This is a genomic window from Shimwellia blattae DSM 4481 = NBRC 105725 (genome assembly GCF_000262305.1).
Taxonomy (GTDB): domain Bacteria; phylum Pseudomonadota; class Gammaproteobacteria; order Enterobacterales; family Enterobacteriaceae; genus Shimwellia; species Shimwellia blattae.
This window is the reverse complement of sequence record NC_017910.1, coordinates 2,888,766-2,907,593: the sequence shown is the minus strand read 5'-3', so window position 1 is coordinate 2,907,593 and position 18,828 is coordinate 2,888,766. Positions and strand designations below refer to the sequence as shown.

The 18,828-nt window shown below is 58.5% G+C and carries 20 protein-coding genes, 1 tRNA gene and 1 pseudogene; 9 read left to right on the top strand and 13 right to left on the bottom strand.

What is annotated here, in order from left to right:
* Positions 1-10: 10 nt before the first annotated feature.
* Positions 11-331 (bottom strand): hypothetical protein, encoded by a 321-nt coding sequence (locus tag EBL_RS13670; RefSeq protein WP_002439022.1) that lies wholly within the window; start codon positions 329-331, stop codon positions 11-13.
* Between the two features lie 254 nt (positions 332-585).
* Here EBL_RS13670 and EBL_RS13665 point away from each other — a divergent pair, with 254 nt between their 5' ends.
* Both EBL_RS13665 and cueR read left to right on the top strand, forming a co-directional pair.
* Positions 586-951 carry a hypothetical protein gene (locus tag EBL_RS13665; RefSeq protein WP_002439023.1) on the top strand — a complete coding sequence of 122 codons (366 nt, stop codon included), beginning with the start codon at positions 586-588 and terminating at the stop codon, positions 949-951.
* A gap of 82 nt (positions 952-1,033) precedes the next feature.
* Positions 1,034-1,441: a Cu(I)-responsive transcriptional regulator gene (cueR, locus tag EBL_RS13660; protein ID WP_002439024.1), complete on the top strand. Its 408-nt coding sequence runs from the start codon at positions 1,034-1,036 to the stop codon at positions 1,439-1,441.
* Here the strand turns inward: cueR and EBL_RS13655 are convergent.
* The 5 genes from EBL_RS13655 to tesA form a co-directional block, all read right to left on the bottom strand.
* Positions 1,432-1,893, bottom strand: a complete 462-nt coding sequence (locus EBL_RS13655; protein ID WP_002439026.1) for an NfeD family protein — start codon at positions 1,891-1,893, stop codon at positions 1,432-1,434. The two genes, cueR and EBL_RS13655, sit on opposite strands and share 10 nt — an antisense overlap.
* Positions 1,890-2,807 carry an SPFH domain-containing protein gene (locus EBL_RS13650; RefSeq protein WP_002439027.1) on the bottom strand — a complete coding sequence of 306 codons (918 nt, stop codon included), beginning with the start codon at positions 2,805-2,807 and terminating at the stop codon, positions 1,890-1,892. Before EBL_RS13650 ends, EBL_RS13655 begins: the two co-directional genes overlap by 4 nt.
* Before the next feature lie 129 nt (positions 2,808-2,936).
* Complete coding sequence (locus EBL_RS13645) at positions 2,937-3,791, bottom strand: thioredoxin family protein (protein ID WP_002439028.1); 855 nt, start codon at positions 3,789-3,791, stop codon at positions 2,937-2,939.
* Between the two features lie 60 nt (positions 3,792-3,851).
* Positions 3,852-4,622, bottom strand: coding sequence for an SDR family oxidoreductase (locus EBL_RS13640; RefSeq protein WP_014716121.1), 771 nt, complete (start codon positions 4,620-4,622; stop codon positions 3,852-3,854).
* 28 nt (positions 4,623-4,650) lie between these two features.
* Positions 4,651-5,280, bottom strand: a complete 630-nt coding sequence (gene tesA, locus EBL_RS13635; protein WP_002439031.1) for a multifunctional acyl-CoA thioesterase I/protease I/lysophospholipase L1 — start codon at positions 5,278-5,280, stop codon at positions 4,651-4,653.
* Here tesA and ybbA point away from each other — a divergent pair.
* The 3 genes from ybbA (at position 5,248) to EBL_RS13620 (ending at position 9,723) form a co-directional block, all read left to right on the top strand.
* Entirely contained in the window at positions 5,248-5,934 is a 687-nt protein-coding gene (gene ybbA / locus EBL_RS13630) for a putative ABC transporter ATP-binding protein YbbA (RefSeq protein ID WP_002439033.1), read from the top strand. The genes tesA and ybbA overlap by 33 nt on opposite strands.
* Positions 5,931-8,345 (top strand): putative ABC transporter permease subunit YbbP, encoded by a 2,415-nt coding sequence (ybbP, locus tag EBL_RS13625; protein ID WP_002439034.1) that lies wholly within the window; start codon positions 5,931-5,933, stop codon positions 8,343-8,345. Before ybbA ends, ybbP begins: the two co-directional genes overlap by 4 nt.
* Positions 8,346-8,547: 202 nt before the next feature.
* Positions 8,548-9,723: a porin gene (locus EBL_RS13620; protein WP_002439036.1), complete on the top strand. Its 1,176-nt coding sequence runs from the start codon at positions 8,548-8,550 to the stop codon at positions 9,721-9,723.
* Positions 9,724-9,756: 33 nt separating this feature from the next.
* Here EBL_RS13620 and mnmH read toward each other — a convergent pair whose 3' ends face one another.
* From mnmH to ppiB, 5 genes are all read right to left on the bottom strand, one after another.
* A complete protein-coding gene (gene mnmH, locus EBL_RS13615; RefSeq protein ID WP_002439037.1) occupies positions 9,757-10,875 on the bottom strand; it encodes a tRNA 2-selenouridine(34) synthase MnmH in 1,119 nt (372 codons plus the stop codon).
* Between the two features lie 125 nt (positions 10,876-11,000).
* The gene (gene purK, locus EBL_RS13610; RefSeq protein WP_174270535.1) at positions 11,001-12,068 is read right to left on the bottom strand and encodes a 5-(carboxyamino)imidazole ribonucleotide synthase; all 1,068 of its coding nucleotides are present in this window, start codon (positions 12,066-12,068) and stop codon (positions 11,001-11,003) included.
* Positions 12,065-12,574, bottom strand: a complete 510-nt coding sequence (gene purE, locus EBL_RS13605) for a 5-(carboxyamino)imidazole ribonucleotide mutase (RefSeq protein ID WP_002439039.1) — start codon at positions 12,572-12,574, stop codon at positions 12,065-12,067. The genes purK and purE overlap by 4 nt, the downstream gene beginning before the upstream one ends.
* 134 nt (positions 12,575-12,708) lie before the next feature.
* Complete coding sequence (gene lpxH, locus EBL_RS13600) at positions 12,709-13,437, bottom strand: UDP-2,3-diacylglucosamine diphosphatase (RefSeq protein WP_002439041.1); 729 nt, start codon at positions 13,435-13,437, stop codon at positions 12,709-12,711.
* A gap of 3 nt (positions 13,438-13,440) precedes the next feature.
* Positions 13,441-13,935 (bottom strand): peptidylprolyl isomerase B, encoded by a 495-nt coding sequence (ppiB, locus tag EBL_RS13595; protein WP_002439043.1) that lies wholly within the window; start codon positions 13,933-13,935, stop codon positions 13,441-13,443.
* Positions 13,936-14,114: 179 nt separating this feature from the next.
* Between ppiB and cysS the strand changes: the two genes are divergently transcribed.
* Positions 14,115-15,500, top strand: coding sequence for a cysteine--tRNA ligase (gene cysS, locus EBL_RS13590; protein ID WP_002439044.1), 1,386 nt, complete (start codon positions 14,115-14,117; stop codon positions 15,498-15,500).
* 55 nt (positions 15,501-15,555) lie between these two features.
* On the opposite strand, the gene ybcJ is transcribed toward cysS, so the two are convergent.
* Together ybcJ and folD are read right to left on the bottom strand one after the other, a co-directional pair.
* Positions 15,556-15,768 (bottom strand): ribosome-associated protein YbcJ, encoded by a 213-nt coding sequence (gene ybcJ / locus EBL_RS13585; RefSeq protein ID WP_002439047.1) that lies wholly within the window; start codon positions 15,766-15,768, stop codon positions 15,556-15,558.
* Between the two features lies 1 nt (position 15,769).
* Positions 15,770-16,636: a bifunctional methylenetetrahydrofolate dehydrogenase/methenyltetrahydrofolate cyclohydrolase FolD gene (gene folD, locus EBL_RS13580; protein ID WP_002439049.1), complete on the bottom strand. Its 867-nt coding sequence runs from the start codon at positions 16,634-16,636 to the stop codon at positions 15,770-15,772.
* A 204-nt stretch (positions 16,637-16,840) separates the two neighbouring features.
* Here folD and EBL_RS13575 point away from each other — a divergent pair.
* The 3 genes and pseudogenes from EBL_RS13575 (at position 16,841) to EBL_RS13570 (ending at position 18,759) form a co-directional block, all read left to right on the top strand.
* Positions 16,841-16,917 (top strand) — tRNA-Arg (locus EBL_RS13575).
* A gap of 126 nt (positions 16,918-17,043) precedes the next feature.
* Positions 17,044-17,166: pseudogene (locus EBL_RS20635) on the top strand (Arm DNA-binding domain-containing protein); the annotation flags it as partial.
* A gap of 390 nt (positions 17,167-17,556) precedes the next feature.
* The gene (locus EBL_RS13570; RefSeq protein WP_002439050.1) at positions 17,557-18,759 is read left to right on the top strand and encodes an amino acid permease; all 1,203 of its coding nucleotides are present in this window, start codon (positions 17,557-17,559) and stop codon (positions 18,757-18,759) included.
* Positions 18,760-18,828: the final 69 nt, after the last annotated feature.

The window sequence follows — 18,828 nt, the reverse complement described above, 5'->3', positions numbered from 1 at the left end:
GTGTTGTGCATCAGTGAGACAGGATGGCGTAGATATCGTCCAGCGCCTGGCGGGCCTGGTGTTCATCCGGCCCGAAGAGCTGTGACAGCAGCGCAGGCGGTAATGCCCCGGCGTTATACTCCAGCAGCAGGCTGCCGGTGGCGGTGTTCAGGGTATAACTGCGCAGGTAGCCATCTGGCGCGCACAGATTTTCCAGCTCGCTGAGCCGGTTCTTACTCAGGCTGGAGACCAGCTTACTGGTAAAGCGCAACCGCAGCCGCCCGGGGATGTGGTGGGCAATGTCAACGTAGCGGCGAAGTGTCATCAGACTGTTGAGATCGTCTAACTGCATGGAGAGTCCTGTCTGTCATCATCATGATAATCATTACTATATAGTGTGTTATATAGCGCTGTTACTGTACCCCAAAACCCCGGAGATGGCTGATCAACTATAGGGATAGTTGAGGGAACGTTGCGGCAGGTCAAAGAGTGCAGGGGGAGGGGCGCGCACCGGGATATGGCACAAAAAGCGCGCAAAGAAACGTGGCATTTATGCTAAACATAACGTAAATTATTCTCATTCCTGTTATCACGCGAGAGTTACGCATGAGTCCCTACCTGCATCAAACACAAAATCGCATTCGCGTGCGCTCTGATTTTATTCTGCGTAACCCGGGCATGGTTGCCCGGCAAGTGGCAACGATGGAAGGAATGCCCGGGGTTCTGGAGGTGGTTCACCGCCGCTATGCCGGATCGGTCGCCGTACGGTTTGATGAGCACAAAATCAGCAGTAAAGCGCTGCTGGCGCATATCGAAGCGGAAGGCTGGCTGAGCGCGCAAAAAGACAAAGCCTATATCGACACCACCGTGCGCCACCTTACCCGCCACGTGGCGAAAGGCCTGGCGGTCATGACGTTTAACATGGTGGTTAAGCCCTCGATGCTCAAAACCGTGGTGCAGTTAATCCGCTGATCGCACGCCGGGGTTGGCAGGTACCGTGCTGGCGTTACAATAGTGCCTGTTGGCACCTACTGCCCCGGGAGAATATCCGCGTATGAACATCAGCGATGTGGCCAGAAAAACCGGCCTGACCAGTAAAGCTATCCGCTTTTATGAAGAGAAGGGGCTGGTGACACCACCGGCCCGCAGCGAAAACGGCTACCGTTCCTACACCAGAAAACATCTTGAAGAGCTGACCCTGTTAAGCCAGGCCCGCCAGGTTGGTTTTACCCTGGAAGAGTGCCGGGAGCTGGTGGGGCTGTTTCACAACCCGGCGCGCCACAGTGCAGATGTCAAAACCTACACGCTGCAAAAAGTGGCGGATATTGAAGCGCATATCTCAGCCCTGCAGGCCATGCGCGACCGGCTGCTGGCGCTGGCGGCGGAGTGCCCCGGGGACGAGGGTGCCGAATGCCCGATTATCGACACCCTTTCCGGGTGTTGCCACACCCCTCAGGCGTGAGGCCCCAGCGCCCGGATCCGTAGGGTGATCCCCTCCAGAGCAATAACCTGTACCCGGCAGCCCGCCGGGAGATCGTCTGCGGCGCTGACCGGCCAGGTACTGTCCCCGATACGCACATTCCCGCGTCCGTTAACCAGCGCCGTATCCAGCACAAAAATCTGGCCTATCAGCTGGTTGCCGCGCTGGTTCAGTTTGGGGGCGCCCGTGTCCCGCTGGCGGCGGCGGTAAAGCCAGCGCCACCAGAGCCAGACGGAGATAACCGTCAGCACCGCAAAGCAGACCCCCTGCCACTCCCAGTTTAACGGGAGCACCCACACCAACAGCCCGGTCACCACGGCGGCGATACCGCTCCACAGCAGGTAACCGCTGGCGCCCATCATTTCGGCGGCCAGCAACAGGCCGCCCAGGCTCAGCCAGAAGGCGTGGGGGTGTTCGGCTATCAGGGCTATCATGATGGTTTACGCTGGTCGGTACTGTGTTTAATCAGCTCGCTGATCCCGCCAATCGCCCCCATCAGGTTGCTGGCATCCAGCGGCATCATGATCACTTTGCTGTTTTCTGCCGAGCCTATCGTTTGCAGCGCATCGGTATATTTTTGCGCAATAAAGTAGTTCACCGCCTGAATATCGCCGCTGGCGATAGCCTGGGACACCATCTGGGTGGCGCGGGCTTCGGCTTCGGCCGAGCGCTCGCGGGCCTCTGCCTGCAAAAATGCCGACTGGCGCTCCCCTTCGGCTTTGAGGATTTGCGACTGCTTCTCCCCCTCGGCTTTGAGAATTTCGGCCTGGCGCACCCCTTCGGCCTCCAGAATATAGGCGCGTTTGGTACGTTCGGCTTTCATCTGGGCGTTCATGGAGGCGATAAGCTCAGCCGGTGGGCGCACGTCGCGGATTTCCACACGGGTGACTTTCACCCCCCAGGGGTTGGTGGCTTCATCAACAATATGCAGCAGGCGGGAGTTGATGTTATCGCGCTGAGAGAGCATCTCATCAAGCTCCATGGAGCCGAGCACGGTGCGGATATTGGTCATGGCGAGGTTAATGATAGACAGCTCCAGGTTGCTGACCTCATAGGCCGCCCGGGCGGGATCGATAACCTGGATAAAGCACACCGCATCAATGGTGACATTGGCGTTATCTTTGGAGATAACCTCCTGGGAGGGGATATCCAGCACCTGCTCCATCATATTAATTTTGCGGCCGATGCGGTCCATAAACGGCACCACCAGGCTGAGCCCGGGCTGGAGCGTTTTGGTGTAGCGCCCGAAGCGCTCCACGGTCCACTGAAAACCCTGGGGAACGATTTTTACCCCGGCGATAACCACCATCAGGGCAACAAAGATAAGAATCGGGATCACGGTCAGCATCACATACCTCCTGTATAGGGCAGGCAAAGGCGAGCCATGCCGCAGACCGGGAAAGGTCGTTGCCCTGTGTTGCCAGTGTAGCGGGATCGGCGAAAAGCCACATGGCTTTCCGCCGGTTCAGTCGGAGACTCAGTACAACAGCGAATATAGCTGGCGACGATAGCGCGAAGCAAGCGCATCGCCGGTGCCCATGGCGGACAATATTTCCTGGAAGGTTTTACGGACCTGCCCACCGGCTGCGGTGAGATCCTGCTGCAGGTGCGTAAACAGCAGCGCCAGTGCCTCTTCGTTGCGGCCGACCTGGTGCAGTTGCAGCGCCAGCTGGGTGGCAATCTGCGCATCTTCAGGGTGTTCCTGCGCCTTACGCTGCAGCTCCTGAATTTCCGGGGTGTCTGCTGCCTGTTTCAGCAGCTCGATGCGCGCCACCAGCCCCTGGTAGCGGGTATCCTGGTCCTGCAGGGGAATGGTGTCCAGTGCAGTCTGGGCATCGTCGCTGCGGTTCAGCTCAATCAGCGTTTCGGCCAGCAACAGGGTGATTTCGCTGTTGGTTGGCGCCAGCTGGTTTGCCTCTTTAAGCAGCGGCAGTGCATCGGCAAATTTGCCTTCTTCCATCAGGGCGGAGGCCTGCTGTGCTTTCAGCTCCTCTTCCCGGGGGAGGAATTTATCCAGCAGGGCGCGGATTGCCTCTTCGGGCTGAGGGCCCTGGAAGCCGTCAACCGGCTGGCCGTTCTGGAACAGGTAGACTGTCGGGATCGCGCGCAGGCCAAACTGAGAAGCCAGCATTTGCTGGGCGTCGCAGTCCACTTTCGCCAGAATAAACTGGCCGTGGTACTGGTTTGCCAGCTGTTCGAGTACCGGTGTCAGCGTCTGGCAGTGCGGGCTGCGCTCTGACCAGAAGTAAAACAGAACCGGCACCGTGACGGACTGATCCAGGGTCTGGTGGAGGTTATCTTCAGTGATATCAATAATGTTTTGTGCAGACATGCGTCGCCCTCGTTATAAAGGTTTGTTAAGCAGATGGGGGCAGTGCCAGCCCGCTTCAACTTAGTGGTTTAATATTTTATCCATCCAGCGATCCGGTAGCAGCCGTTTCAGTACCCGCACCACATGGGTTACCAGCGTCACAGGATAGCGGACCCGGGCCCGGGGGGCGGTAAACGCCGCCACCGCTTTGCGGGCCACATGGTCAGGGGAGAGCGCAAAGCGTGCCGCAATGCCGGGGTTTTCGACCGGGTTATCTGCCCGGGTCTGGTTCACATTCTGTGTAAAGCGGGTGTGGATGGGGCCGGGCTCAATCAGGCTGACCTGGATCCCGCTGTGGCGCAGCTCAAGGCGCAGCGCGTCTGACCAGGCCTCCAGGGCGTATTTACTGGCCGCATAAGCGCCACGCCCGGGGGAGGAGATCAGCCCCATAACGGAGCTGGTCATCACAATGCGCCCTTGCTGATGGGGTTTCATGGCCGGCAGCAACAGCATGGTGAGCTGGTGGGCACCAAAAAAATTGCTGGAAAACTGCTGCTCCATCTGGGCCCGGCTGATGCTCTCCAGCGGGCCGTAGACCCCGAAGCCGCCGTTATTAAACAGGCCATACAGCCGATCACCGGTCAGCTCCCGCACTTGTGCTGCGGCCTGCTCAATGCTGGCCGGGTCATCCAGATCAAGCTGGATACCGGTATAACCCAGTTCATTCATCCGCGCCACATCGGCGGGTTTGCGGCAGGCCGCCAGCACGTGAAACCCGTGGCGCTGCAGGTGTGCGGCGGTGGCAAGCCCGATACCGCTGGAGCAACCGGTGATGAGGATATTTTTTTTCATAACTTTACGTGGGTAGCGTCCTGATTTATCAAGAGTCATGATTAACTAGCGGATTGAGGTGTTGCGCCATCCAGTCGGCAATAAACGGCTGGGCGGAGGCATTCGGATGAATACCGTCATCCTGCATCCACTGGGGTTTGAGGTACACCTCTTCCATAAAAAATGGCAGCAGGGGGATATCGTTGCTGGCCGCAAGGGTAGCGTAAATCGCGCCAAAGCTCTCGTTATAACGGCGGCCATAGTTAGCGGGCAGGTGGATCTGCACAAGGATAGGCCGGGCACGGGCGGCTTTCACCTGGCTGATAATCTGGCTGAGGGTGGCGGCTATCCCCGCAGGCGGAAAGCCACGTAAGCCATCATTTCCCCCCAGTTCTATGACCACCCAGCGCGGTTTGTGCTCAGCCAGCAGTGTCGGCAGCCGGGCCAGCCCCTGGGCGGCAGTATCACCACTGATGCTGGCGTTGATGACCCGGATCTGGCGCTTTTCCCACTGTTTATCCAGCAGCGCCGGCCAGGCCTCTTCTGCGGGCATCCGGTAGCCGGCACTCAGGCTGTCCCCCAGCACCAGCAGGGTGTCTGCGGCGGCGGTGCGGCACATCAACAGGACCAGTAACAGGAAAGGTAAATGCCAGCGCAACATATTCTTGAAGTGCATCATCTGAAAAAATCCGTCGGTCAGGGTGAACAGGCGCTTTCCATCCTTACCGGAGTTGACTTGCTTGTCAAACCGGGCCAAACCATTGCCCTGATTGGGGAATCTGGCTCCGGGAAATCCACTCTGCTGGCGATCCTTGCCGGGCTGGATGACGCCAGCAGCGGCGAGGTTATCTTACTCGGCGAGCCCCTCAACCGGCTGGACGAAGAAGGGCGGGCCCGGCTGCGGGCCCGTCACGTTGGGTTTGTGTTCCAGTCTTTTATGCTGATCCCCACCCTGAACGCGCTGGAGAACGTAGAGCTGCCCGCGCTGCTGCGCGGCGAGAGCAGCGAAACCAGCCGGGCCCACTCCCGGGCGATGCTGGAGCAGCTTGGCCTGGGCAAGCGCCTGCACCATCTGCCCGCCCAGCTTTCCGGGGGGGAGCAGCAGCGGGTGGCTCTGGCCCGGGCGTTCAGCGGTAGCCCCGGAATTCTGTTTGCCGATGAACCCACCGGGAATCTTGACCGCCAGACCGGGGAGAGAATTGCCGATTTGCTGTTTTCACTAAACCGCGAGCGCGGCACCACGCTTATCCTGGTCACCCATGACGCCGGGCTGGCGGCGCGCTGTGACCGGCGCCTGCGCCTGCAGGACGGTACATTACGGGAGGTGCCATGATAGCCCGCTGGTTCTGGCGCGAATGGCGCTCACCCTCGCTGTTGATTGTCTGGCTGGCCCTGAGCCTGGCGGTGGCCTGCGTGCTGGCGCTGGGCAACATCAGCGACCGGCTGGAAAAAGGGCTGAGCCAGCAAAGCCGTGAATATATGGCCGCAGACCGGGTGCTGCGTTCGTCCTCAGCCATACCGCAGGCGTGGCTGGAGCAGGCCACGGCGGCGGGGGTACGGGTGAGCCCGCAGCTCTCTTTTACCACCATGGCGTTTGCCGGGGATACCCCCCAGCTGGCGGATGTCAACGCGGTGGATAACCAGTATCCGCTCTATGGCGCGCTGCAAACCCGCCCGGCCGGGTTGCCGGTAGCCCCGGGGACGGTGTTACTGGCCCCCAGGCTAATGGCGCAGTTGCAGTTGCGCATCGGGGATACGCTTGATGTGGGGGATGCGACCCTGCGGGTTGCCGGTGAGGTTATCCAGGAGCCCGATGGCGGTTTTAACCCCTTCCAGCTGGCCCCGCGCCTGCTGATGAATATGGCCGATGTCCCGGCCACCCGGGCGGTACAGCCCGGCAGCCGGGTCAGCTGGCGCTATAAGTTTGCCGGGGAGCCCGCGGCCCTGAGCACGCTGGAGGCGGCGATTGTGCCCAAACTGAGCCCGGGGCAGCGCTGGATAAGCCCGGAGCAGGATGAGGGGGCGCTCAGTAAGTCACTGGAGCGGGCGCGCCAGTTTCTGCTGTTGTGCGCGCTGCTGACTCTGCTGCTGGCGGTGGCAGCAGTGGCGGTGGCGATGGGGCTCTATTGCCGCAGCCGCTACGATATGGTGGCGATCCTGAAAACCCTGGGGGCCGGGCGCCGGGCCCTGAACCGGCTGATTATCGGCCAGTGGTTGATGCTGCTTTTGTTGTCTGCCCTTGCCGGGGGGGCAGGGGGGGCGCTGTTTGAAGCGCTGCTGCTGCGGGCGTTAAAACCGGTGCTGCCGGCGGTACTGCCCCCGGCCAGTTTCTGGCCGTGGATCTGGTCGCTGGGCACCCTGGTGGTTATCTCGTTGCTGGTCGGGCTGCGCCCGTACCGCTTATTACTGGCAACCCGGCCTGTCAGGGTGCTGCGCCGGGACGCGGTAGCCCGGGTATGGCCGCTGGCGGTCTACCTGCCGGTGATGGCGGGGGTCATTGTGTTGCTGCTGGTGGGGCTGATGGGGGCCAGCCCGCTGCTGTGGGCGGTGCTGGGCGGCACGCTGGCAATGGCCGCCCTGTGCGCGGCGCTGGGGTGGGGGCTGCTGTATCTGCTGCGCCGCTGTGCGGTGCGCGCCTTGCCGCTGCGCCTGGCAATAAACCGCCTGCTGCGCCAGCCCTGGGCCACCTTCAGCCAGCTGGCGGCGTTTTCACTGTCGTTTATGCTGCTGGCGCTGCTCCTGGTGCTGCGCGGCGATTTGCTGGCGCGCTGGCAGCAGCAACTGCCGCCCCAGAGCCCTAACTATTTTCTGCTGAATATCGCGCCAGATCAGGTCCCGGCGGTAAAAACGTTTCTGGTTGAGCGCCAGATAATTCCAGATGCCTGGTATCCGGTGGTGCGCGCCAGGCTGACACACATTAACGGCGTGAGCACCAGCGGCAATAAAGACGAGGCCCTTAACCGCGAGCTGAATCTGACCTGGCAGGAGGGGCAGCGTAACCATAATCCGGTGGTTGCCGGGCACTGGCCGCCACAGGCCGGGGAGGTTTCCGTTGATCAGGGGGTGGCCCGCCGCCTGGGCATTAAACCCGGCGATCAGTTAACTTTTAGCGGCGATACCCGGGCATTTTCCGCCACCATCAGCAGCCTGCGCAAGGTGGACTGGGAAAGCCTGCGGCCCAATTTCTATTTTATCTTCCCGCCGGGCGTGCTGGAGCAACAGCCGCAAACCTGGCTGACCAGCTTCCGCTGGAACGGCCCGGAATCGGTGCTTATTGAGCTGAACCGCGCCTTCCCGACGGTGAGCCTGCTGGATATCGGCGGGATCCTGCGCCAGGTCGGGCAGGTGCTCAGCCAGGTCAGCCGGGCGCTGGAGGTGATGGTAATTCTGGTGACGGCCTGTGGCCTGCTGCTGTTGCTGGCTCAGGTACAGGTAGGAATGCGCCAGCGCCACCAGGAGCTGGTGGTCTGCCGGACACTGGGGGCCAGCCGCCGCCTGCTGCGCACCACCTTATGGAGTGAGTTTGCTCTACTGGGGGCGGTCTCCGGGGTGGTGGCCGCCCTGGGGGCTGAAAGCGCCCTGGCGCTGCTGCAGATCCGCGTTTTTGATTTCCCCTGGGAGCCGGACTGGCAGTTATGGATAGCTTTACCACTTTGCGGAATGGCGTTGTTGTCATTCTGTGGCGGCTTGCTGGGCGGAAAACTGCTGAATAAACGGGCGATTTACCGGCACTATTCCGACTAATATATTCATTAATCTGGAATTTTTTACGATACCGGGCTGACTAAAAATGACAATTAATATACAAAAACAGGCATGGTAGAAACACCTGGTAACATATTAAGCACTTTTTAACGGCACGATTTGATAATTTTGTAACCGAATCCGCCATGAAAGCACGGTAACATGCCTTGGCTAACAATTAGCAGGACACTAAGGATTAGTAATGAAAATTAAAATAAATGCGCTGGCAAAAGCGATCGGCGCAGCAGTGGTATTAGGTTCTGTCTCTTTCGCGTCCCAGGCGGAAATCACCCTGCTCAAGCAGGATCCGCAGGCGGGCGATCCCCTCAGCCGTCTTGACTTTAAAGTGGGCGGTTCTATTCGTCCGCAGATAAACAATATGACCGGCGATGGCGACAAAGGTTCATATAAACGAAATGTTTTTGATGGCGGTACTCGTTTCCGCTTCTCTGCTGATTACTACCTGTTCGATGACATCAGCTGGATAAGCTACTACGAACTGGGTGTGAATATTCCTGCGCTGTTTAACTGGGATAACCACTACGCCAAAGGCTCTACCGATACTGACCGTCGTATGCTGTATACCGGGCTGAAGAGCGCCACTTACGGTACGCTGACCTACGGTAAACAAAACAGCGTTTACTATGATGTTATCGGGGCCAAAACCGATATCTGGGATTACGATATGTTAGCCCAGGCACCGGGTAACGGTATCAACGGTAACTACGACGGTTCTTACCGTTCACGTAGCATGCTGAAGTATAAAAACACCTTCGGTGATGCTGATCTCTACGCTTCTTACCTGTTTGAAGATGAGCCGTATCGCGTAAACAGCAATGGCGTTTACAACGGTTACAGCTACAAACGTAAAGGCGGCGGCTCTCTGGGTGTGAACTACCACATTACTGATGATCTGGAATGGGGTACTGCATGGAACATCACCCGTGCGAGCATCTACCAGAACAGCGCCCGCGGTGACGGTAAAACCTACAACCAGAGCCTCTACGGTACAGCGCTGAGCTGGACCCCGGAAAACTGGACCCTGTCTGCCGGTGGTGGTTACTACCAGAACTACCTGGTGACAAAAAGATCACCAAAATCACCTGCTAACTACTTTGCGGGCGATGCATGGGGTATTGAATACTTCGCAGGCTACACCTTCCCGATCGGCCAGTACATGATTAAGAGCATCCAGCCTTACTTCATGGGTGACCGTCTGGAATACCTGAGCGGCACTAACTACAAACGTATCGACAACGGTCTGGGTATCTCCTTCCAGCTGGATTACGGCTTCCGTATCGATTACGAACACGTCTTTACCTCCAGCACGGATGATCAGGGCGACATGAACCTCGTTCGTGTACGTTACGACTTCTGATGCGCCTTCCCCCGCCTTGTGCGGGGGATGTTTTTACGCGTTGCTGGCCAGCCACTCCGCGACCTGATGGTAATCCCCCCGCATCACAATCTGCCCACTGCGTTTTTCCAGCTGATATTTATACATCGGATCGTAGTAATCCTGTAACAGCGGCACCAGCCACTGCCAGTGACCCCGGCAGTCTTCCGTGCGTTGCTGAAGCTCCAGGGCGCTCTCCAGCGCCGCCAGGCAGCGGGTAAAACGCTCAAGCCCCAGCCGCTTACGGATGGCCTCCAGACCGTGGCGCAAATAGGCGCAGTAACTCTCCCAGCCCTGCTGCTCACCCTCAAGGGCGATGAAATCACGCCGCATCGCCACAAAATACTGTTCGGTTAACCGCTCCAGACGCAGCTCAAAGGGATCGCTTATCACCACGATCGGCGCCAGGCGCATCTGCTGGTGGAAAACCGCCGGAATATGGCGCGAGCCGATGGTCAGCCCTTCATCCTCAATGACCCAGCGAAATGTCGGGCGGTTGCCGTGCTGCTGGTGCCCCTGTAGCAGCCGGATAGCGAGCTGGTTTTCAAAACTGGCCTGGGAGGGCTGCTGCTCAAGTGTGCGGCCAAAGGAAGAGCCCCGGTGGCGGGCCAGCCCTTCCAGATCGATACCGGTAGGCTGGCTGTTTATCATATCTGTCTTACCGCAGCCGGTATTGCCGCTGACCAGCAGCATCGGCTGTTGCGCCAGGCGGGCGATAGCGTCAACCGCGTACTGGCGCAGTGCCCGGTAGCCGCCTTCCACCAGCGGATAGTGAACGCCGTTTTCCGCCAGCCATTGCTGCACAATATGCGAGCGCATTCCGCCCCGGGCGCAGCACAGGTAGCCCTCCGGGTGGCGGGCGCAGAAATCCAGCCAACTGGCGATACGCGTGGCCCGGTAATCCCCCTGGACCAGCGAATGGCCCAGGGTCACGGCCTGCTGCTGGCCCTGCTGTTTATAGCAGCGCCCCACGGCGGCCCGCTCCTCGTCGGACATGAGCGGCAGGTTACGGGCACCCGGCAGGGCGCCCTGGGCGAACTCTACAGGGGCGCGCACATCAATAAGCGGTACTTGCGCCAGTAAGAGATGGTGATAGTCCCGGGTGTCCGGGCGTGCTGATAAATCCTGAACCATGAACAGACCTTGCCAAACCTGGCGTGCCGGAGCCGACAGGCTCCGGAAAATGAAGAGCGGAAATTTTACCGGGGGCCGGGGGCAGGATGCAACGATTAAACGGCGGGAAAACCCGCCGCAGAGGATTATTGCAGTTTCTGGCGCGCCCACTGGATGGCGCTGTGGTAGTCCGCCGGCAGCAGCGGCGTGAGCGCCTCAAGGGTGGCGCTTAACCGGTCGGTATCGGTGTCGTTCAGATTCAGGTGGCCCACTTTGCGCCCCGGGCGGACTTCTTTGTCATACCAGTGGAGGTTGACCAGGGGCAGTTTGAGCCAGTCGTAATTCACGGCGGTGCCAATCAGGTTAACCATCACGGACACGCCCTTCACCACCGGCGGGGGCAGGGGCAGGCCGAGGATCGCGCGCAGGTGCAGCTCAAACTGGCTGATGGAGGCACCGTTCTGGGTCCAGTGGCCGCTGTTGTGTACCCGGGGGGCCAGCTCGTTAATCAGCAGCCCGCCGGGTGTGATAAAGCACTCCATCGCCATCACGCCCACATAGTCCAGCTCATGCATGATGGCGCTGAGCATAGATTCAGCCTGCTGCTGCCGGGCAATATCAACCAGAGGAAACGCCACGCTTGCGCGCAGGATCCCGTCCTGATGCAGGTTGTGGGTCAGGGGGTAGAAGACCGTATGGCCGCTGCGGTCACGGGCACCCACCAGTGATACCTCGCCGGAGAAGTTAATTCCCTGCTCGACAATGCACTCCCCGTAGCAGTCTGCGGGTAACTGTGCGGTATCTGCGGGGCCCAGGCGCCACTGGCCGCGCCCGTCATAGCCACCGGTGCGGCGTTTCACAATAGCCAGCTCACCCAGGCGGGCAAAAATCTCCGGCCACTGTGCGGCGGAGGAAAGCGGCTGCCAGGGGGCGGTCGCCAGGCCGAGCTTATCAAACAGCTGTTTCTGGGTTAACCGGTCGGCGATTATCGGGAAAACGTCGCGGTTAACGAAGGCGTTATGTTGCGCCAGCTCCCGGGTGAGGGGGGTCTCTGGCCAGCGCTCGATCTCGGCGGTGATAACACTCTGCTTAAAGGGCACGGCCCCGGGCTCGGCATCCAGGCCAACCGGGTAAACGCTGATCCCCAGCGGCTCTCCGGCCTGGCGCAGCATCCGGCCAAGCTGGCCGTTACCAAGAACACACACCTGCATTATGCGCCCTCCCGCGGGTCCGGGTTGTTCAGCACGTCATCGGTCTGCTGCTGGCGCCAGGCGCTGAGGCGGGCCAGCAGTGCGCTATCGTGGGTGGCGAGGATCTGGGCTGCCAGCAGGGCGGCATTGGCGGCACCGGCTTTACCAATCGCCAGGGTGCCTACCGGGATCCCGCGCGGCATCTGCACAATGGAGTACAGACTGTCTACCCCGCTCAGGGCGGCGCTCTGTACCGGTACACCCAATACCGGCACCAGGGTTTTTGCCGCAATCATCCCCGGCAGATGGGCCGCACCGCCAGCGCCGGCAATGATCACCTGATAACCGTTGTCCCGGGCCTGTTCGGCGAAGCTGAACAGCTTATCCGGGGTGCGGTGGGCGGAAACCACTTCCGTATGGTAGGAAATATCAAGCAGATCGAGAATCTCTGCAGCAAATTGCATGGTGGCCCAGTCACTTCTGGAGCCCATCACAATGGCGATACGAGCCGGGGTCTGGTTGGCAGACATGGGTCTTAAAACTCCTGTGGATGTGCAAGCAAAACAACGTGGGCGTTGTTTTGAGAGAGCATGAGAATAGCACGTAAAACGGCCAGGGAAAACGGTTGCGTGGCGATGATCAGCGGGAAAAAGCCCTGATGGCTCTAAACCTGAAAAGGGAAAAACTGCAGCTCGGTATTCTGCGGGGTGACCTCGATAAGCGAGCCTTCCTGGTGCCAGGCCCCCAGCACAGCGCGCCAGGCGGGTTTGCCGTTAGCCTGCAGGGTGTGGATGGCCGGGCGGTGAGTATGGCCGTGGATCAGCCACTGCACCTGGTATTGCTCCATCACGGCCACTACGGCCCCGGGGTTGACGTCCATAATCCCAACGGACTTCTGGCTGTTGGCCGCCTGACTGTTGGCGCGCATGCGCGCGGCAATACGGCGGCGCAGGGCCAGTGGCAGGGCAAGAAACAGTCGCTGGATCCACGGGTTATGCACTTTTTTACGAAATGCCTGGTAGCCGGTATCGTCGGTACAGAGGGTGTCGCCGTGCATGATAAGCAGCTCCCGGCCATACAGATTCAGGCGCTGGACCTCCGGGAGCAGGATCATGCCGCTTTCCCGGGAAAAACGCCTGCCGACCAGGAAATCCCGGTTGCCGTGGATGAAATAGCAGGGCACACCGCTACTGACCAGGGCGTGAATAGCCCGGGCGATGGTCTGGTGGAGTGGGGTGAGGTTGTCGTCGCCTATCCAGGCTTCAAACAGATCCCCCAGAATGTAGAGCGCATCGGCGTTGCGGGCGCGCCCGGCCAGAAAACGCAGAAAACCGGCGGTGATCGCCGGTTCTTCTTCACACAGATGTAAATCTGCGATAAACAGCGTGGACACAGCTTATTCGCTGACGGTAACGCTTTCGATGATCACGTCATCTTTAGGCACATCCTGGTGCATGCCGCTGCGGCCAGTCGCAACCGCTTTGATCTTGTCGACCACATCCATACCTTCAACCACTTCGGCGAAGACACAGTAGCCCCAGCCCTGGAGGCTTTCACCGCTGAAGTTCAGGAAGTCGTTATCCACCACGTTGATAAAGAACTGGGCAGTTGCAGAGTGCGGTGCCTGGGTACGGGCCATTGCCAGCGTACCGCGGGTGTTCTTCAGGCCGTTGTTGGCTTCGTTCTGGATAGCGTCTTTGGTCTCTTTCTGCTTCATTCCCGGTTCAAAACCGCCGCCCTGGACCATAAAACCATTGATCACACGGTGGAAAATGGTGTTGTTGTAAAAACCTTCGCGGCAGTAATCCAGGAAGTTTTTAACGGTAATCGGCGCTTCTTTATCGAAAGTTTTAATGACGATATCGCCGTGGTTGGTATGAAAAGTAACCATGTTTGCATCCTGTTGGGTTAACAATTGCCCGGGCCCGCGATGGCAGGCCAGCGTAGCTGGTTTTATAACACATCTTGCCCACCCTGATCATCTTGCAAAACATGGCCCGGAAACAGATTTATGGGTTAAGATATTCGCTTAAATTTGTTTATGACCACACACAGACACGGAACACTCTGATGTTAAAAATCTTCAATACACTCAGCCGCCAGAAAGAAGAATTTAAACCCATTCATGCCGGAGAAGTTGGCATGTACGTGTGTGGTATCACCGTTTACGATCTCTGTCATATCGGCCACGGACGTACTTTTGTCGCTTTTGATGTGGTGACCCGCTATCTGCGCTTCCTCGGTTACCGGCTTAAATATGTGCGCAACATTACCGACATTGACGACAAAATCATCCGCCGCGCCAGTGAGAATGGCGAAGCCTTTACCGATCTGGTGGATCGGATGATCGGTGAAATGCACAAAGATTTCGCCGCGCTGAATATCCTGCCCCCGGACAGCGAACCGCGCGCGACCCACCATATTCACGAAATTATTGAGATCACCGAACAGCTGATTGCCCGTGGCCACGCCTATGTGGCGGACAATGGCGATGTGATGTTCTCCGTGCCGACCGATCCGGGCTATGGTGTCCTCTCCCGCCAGGATCTGGAGCAGCTCCAGGCCGGTGCCCGGGTAGAGGTAGCGGATGTTAAGCGCAACCCGATGGACTTCGTCCTCTGGAAAATGTCCAAACCTGGCGAGCCGAGCTGGACATCACCGTGGGGAGAAGGGCGCCCGGGCTGGCATATTGAATGCTCCGCCATGAACTGCAAACAGCTGGGCAATCACTTTGATATTCACGGCGGCGGCTCGGATCTGATGTTCCCGCACCATGAAAACGAAATCGCCCAGTCTACCTGCGCCCACGGCGGCGAGTACGTCAACTACTGGATGCACTCCGGCATGGTGATGGTGGACCGGGAGAAGATGTCCAAATCCCTGGGCAACTTTTTCACCGTGCGTGACGTGCTGAAATATTACGATGCCGAGACCATCCGCTATTTCCTGATGTCCGGCCACTACCGCAGCCAGCTCAACTACAGCGAAGAGAACCTGAAACAGGCGCGCTCGGCGCTGGAGCGCCTCTACACCGCGCTGCGCGGTACAGATAAAGAGGCAGCACCGGCAGGCGGCGAGGCGTTCGAAGCCCGCTTCCGTGAGGCGATGGACGATGATTTCAATACGCCGGAGGCCTATTCGGTACTGTTCGATATGGCCCGGGAAGTGAACCGCCTGAAGGCAGAAGACATGGCACAGGCTAACCAGATGGCGGCCCATATGCGTAAGCTGGCCAGTGTACTGGGGCTGCTGGAGCAGGAGCCGGAGGCATTCCTGCAAAGCGGAGCCCAGGCCGACGACGGGGAAGTGGCTGAGATTGAAGCCCTGATCCAGCAGCGTCTGGATGCCCGTAAAGCCAAAGACTGGGCGGCGGCAGATGCGGCCCGCGACCGGTTAAATGAGATGGGGATCGTGCTGGAAGATGGCCCGCAGGGCACGACCTGGCGGCGTAAGTAACGGTGAGTTGTCAAAAAGCGGCCATGTGGCCGCTTTTTTTATGGTCAGATGTTTATCAGGCGGTCACGGTTACGCTCTGGCCTGCAAACGTGACGGTCTGCCCGGCGACAATTTTGCAGCGTTTGCGGGTTTCCGTTGCGCCATCAACCTGGACTTCGCCCTCGCTGATGGCGATTTTTGCCTGGGCACCGCTTTCGCTCCAGCCTTCCAGTTTCAGTAAATCGCACAGTTCTACGTGCGGGTGTTTACCCAGAGAAAATGTAGCCATCTCAGGCCTCCTCAATGTCGTGATATTCTTCGCATGCCTGCAGGGTGTTCTGGATCAGGGTGGCGACCGTCATCGGGCCGACACCACCAGGAACCGGCGTAATATAAGAGGCGCGGGCTGCCGCGTCCTCAAACACCACGTCCCCGACAACTTTGCCATTTTCCAGGCGATTGATGCCCACATCAATCACAATGGCGCCTTCTTTGATCCACTCCCCCGGAATAAAGCCCGGTTTACCCACGGCCACGATCAGTAAGTCGGCATGTTCGACGTGGTGGCGCAGATTTTTGGTAAAGCGGTGGGTAACGGTGGTGGTGCAGCCCGCCAGTAACAGCTCCATGCTCATCGGGCGGCCCACAATGTTGGAAGCGCCAATCACCACGGCATTGAGGCCGTAGGTGTCAATGTTATAGCGCTCCAGCAGGGTGACTATCCCGCGCGGCGTGCAGGGGCGCAGGCGCGGCGCGCGCTGGCACAGGCGGCCGACGTTATAGGGGTGGAAGCCATCAACGTCTTTGTCCGGATCAATACGCTCAAGCACTTTGACATTATCAATACCGGCGGGCAGCGGCAGCTGAACCAGGATCCCGTCGATGGTGGTATCGGCGTTCAGGGTATCGATCAGTGCCAGCAGCTCAGCTTCGCTGGTGGTATCCGGAAGGTCATAAGAGCGGGAGACGAACCCCACTTCTTCACAGGCTTTACGTTTGCTGCCGACATAAATCTGGGAGGCGGGGTTTTCCCCGACCAGGATAACGGCCAGGCCAGGGGCGCGTTTTCCGGCCGCAACACGCGCCCGCACTTTTTCAGCAACCTCAGAGCGGACCTGCTGCGCAATCGTTTTACCGTCAATAATCTTTGCTGCCATCAGAGAGAGGATTCCATCTGTCATAGAGAAGAAAAGGGGATGTGACTATTGTGTCAGAAGCCAGCGGCGCTGTCAGTTATGTTTGTAAGGTTACGTACAATTGTTCCGCATCTGACTGAAAAGCCATTGACTGGCGTGCCTTGCTCCGTATAATCCCAATCCGCTCCGCGTGGTATCCTTTGTGCCGGAGTTTCTGAGAGTTACGCGCCCTTAGCTCAGTTGGATAGAGCAACGGCCTTCTAAGCCGTGGGTCGCAGGTTCGAATCCTGCAGGGCGCACCATCCTTACTTCCCCTGTCGTCCATCAGCGTCTACAAAACCCCTGTACCACAAGCTATTTTCATAAATTCTATTATCTCAACGCCTACTACGGTCTATTGAAATCAACACCTGAATGGGGGCATTGCTGGGGGCATGTATCTTGAGATTTTCCCCAATGGCACTAAAAGCTGGCGTTTAAAGTACCGTGTTGGAGGCAAAGAGAAGCGTGTTGTATTTGGCGTTTATCCGGCTGTCATGCTTTCCGGAGCATGACAGCCACCAGCTCAGTCCGGCAGAACAGCGGGCTATTGAACGGGATGTAATGGACGGCATCGCCCGGGCCAGCAGGTATCACACCATGATAAGTGGGCCAGCCTACCAGTGGAAGAAGCCAGCGCCACGCCGGTAGGTGAGTTGTTTATGGTTAATATGGGTGTACGGAGTACCAGAACAGTTTGCTGGTAACGTAGGTTATTAGTAGAATGCTGTGGTACTTTAAGGCTTACTCATAATAATAGCGATTCATTCCTCTTACCCTCGTATTAACCACTCCGGTATTTTTCGCTTCCCGTTCGTCACTGACGAACCCATATAAAGAGTATTATGACCAGGATAAATGAGATACAACGTCCGAAATGGACGACCAGGGATACCATCTGGATGATGGGTGTGTATGGCGCGACTGTTGGTGCAGGCACGCTATTCCTACCGGTGGAAATCGGTACGCGCGGTCCGCTGGTGTTTATCCTGCTACTCCTACTCGGCTTTCCGCTGTCGCTGGTGCCCCATGTCCTGATCTGCCGGGTATTTATGCGCGACACCCAGACCCAGGACCACACACTGCCGCTGTTTGGTGCCTTCTTTGGCCCCAAAGGGCGCCAGGCCATGAAGCTGTTTTTCTGTGTGGCTCACTACCCGGTCACGCTGATTTATGCGGTTTCGCTGGTGAATGCCCTGAGCCATTTTTTGTCCGATCGCCTGCATATTACCGGCATTAACCGCGGCACGCTGACACTGGTTGTCCTGGTGTTGCTGCATCTGGTGCTCAGCAAAGGGCGGGACAAAGTGGTCAACACCATGAGCGCGCTGGCACTGCCTTTTGCCCTGGCCATCATTCTGATTGCGGTGTCGCAAATCCCCGCCTGGGACATGGCGAACCTGACCCGGGCCTGGCAACAAACCCAGGGGGTCTCGGTGGGTGAGTCTGTGAAAGGGGTCTGGCTGACACTGCCGCTTATCGCCTTTTCACTGTGCTCTGCGCCGCTTATCCCGGCGCTCTCTTCCTGGTACCGGGAGCCGGGCGCCGGTGGAGAGAGCCAGTCAGTACGGGTGATCCGCCGGGCCTACGGGCTGATTTTCTTCAGCATTATTTTCTTCGTACTGAGCTGCATACTGAGCACGCCACGGGAAACCTTTGTCATGGCGAAGGCGCAAAACCTGAATGTGCTTTCGGTGACTGGCGGCAGCGGGCACCTGGCCTTTCTGCTGTATCTGGCGCCCTTTATTGCCATTGTCGGTATGGTGAAGTCCTTCCTCGGGGTGTCGATGCCGGTGGCGGAAACATTCTATGTGCTGGCGGCCGACATGTTTGGTATCCGGAGTGCAGGCCGGATGAAGCGCCTGAAGCTGGTGGTATCGGTGCTGATGTTTATGGTGACAGCGGTTGTGACCTACCTCAACCCGGATGTGATCAGCATGATTGAGACCCTCTGTGGCCCGCTGATTGCCATCTTCCTGTTTATTATCCCCACCTGGCTGATTTTTACCCGCGAATCGCTCAAAGCACTGCGTGGGGTAACCGCGCTGCTCGTGATGCTGAGCGGTATCGCTACGGTATCTGCCCTGCTGTACGCCCTTGTCTGACACCACCCGCCCCGGCATTTGCCGGGGCTGCTTCCTGCCGCCTGATATTATTGATAGATATTATTTTCT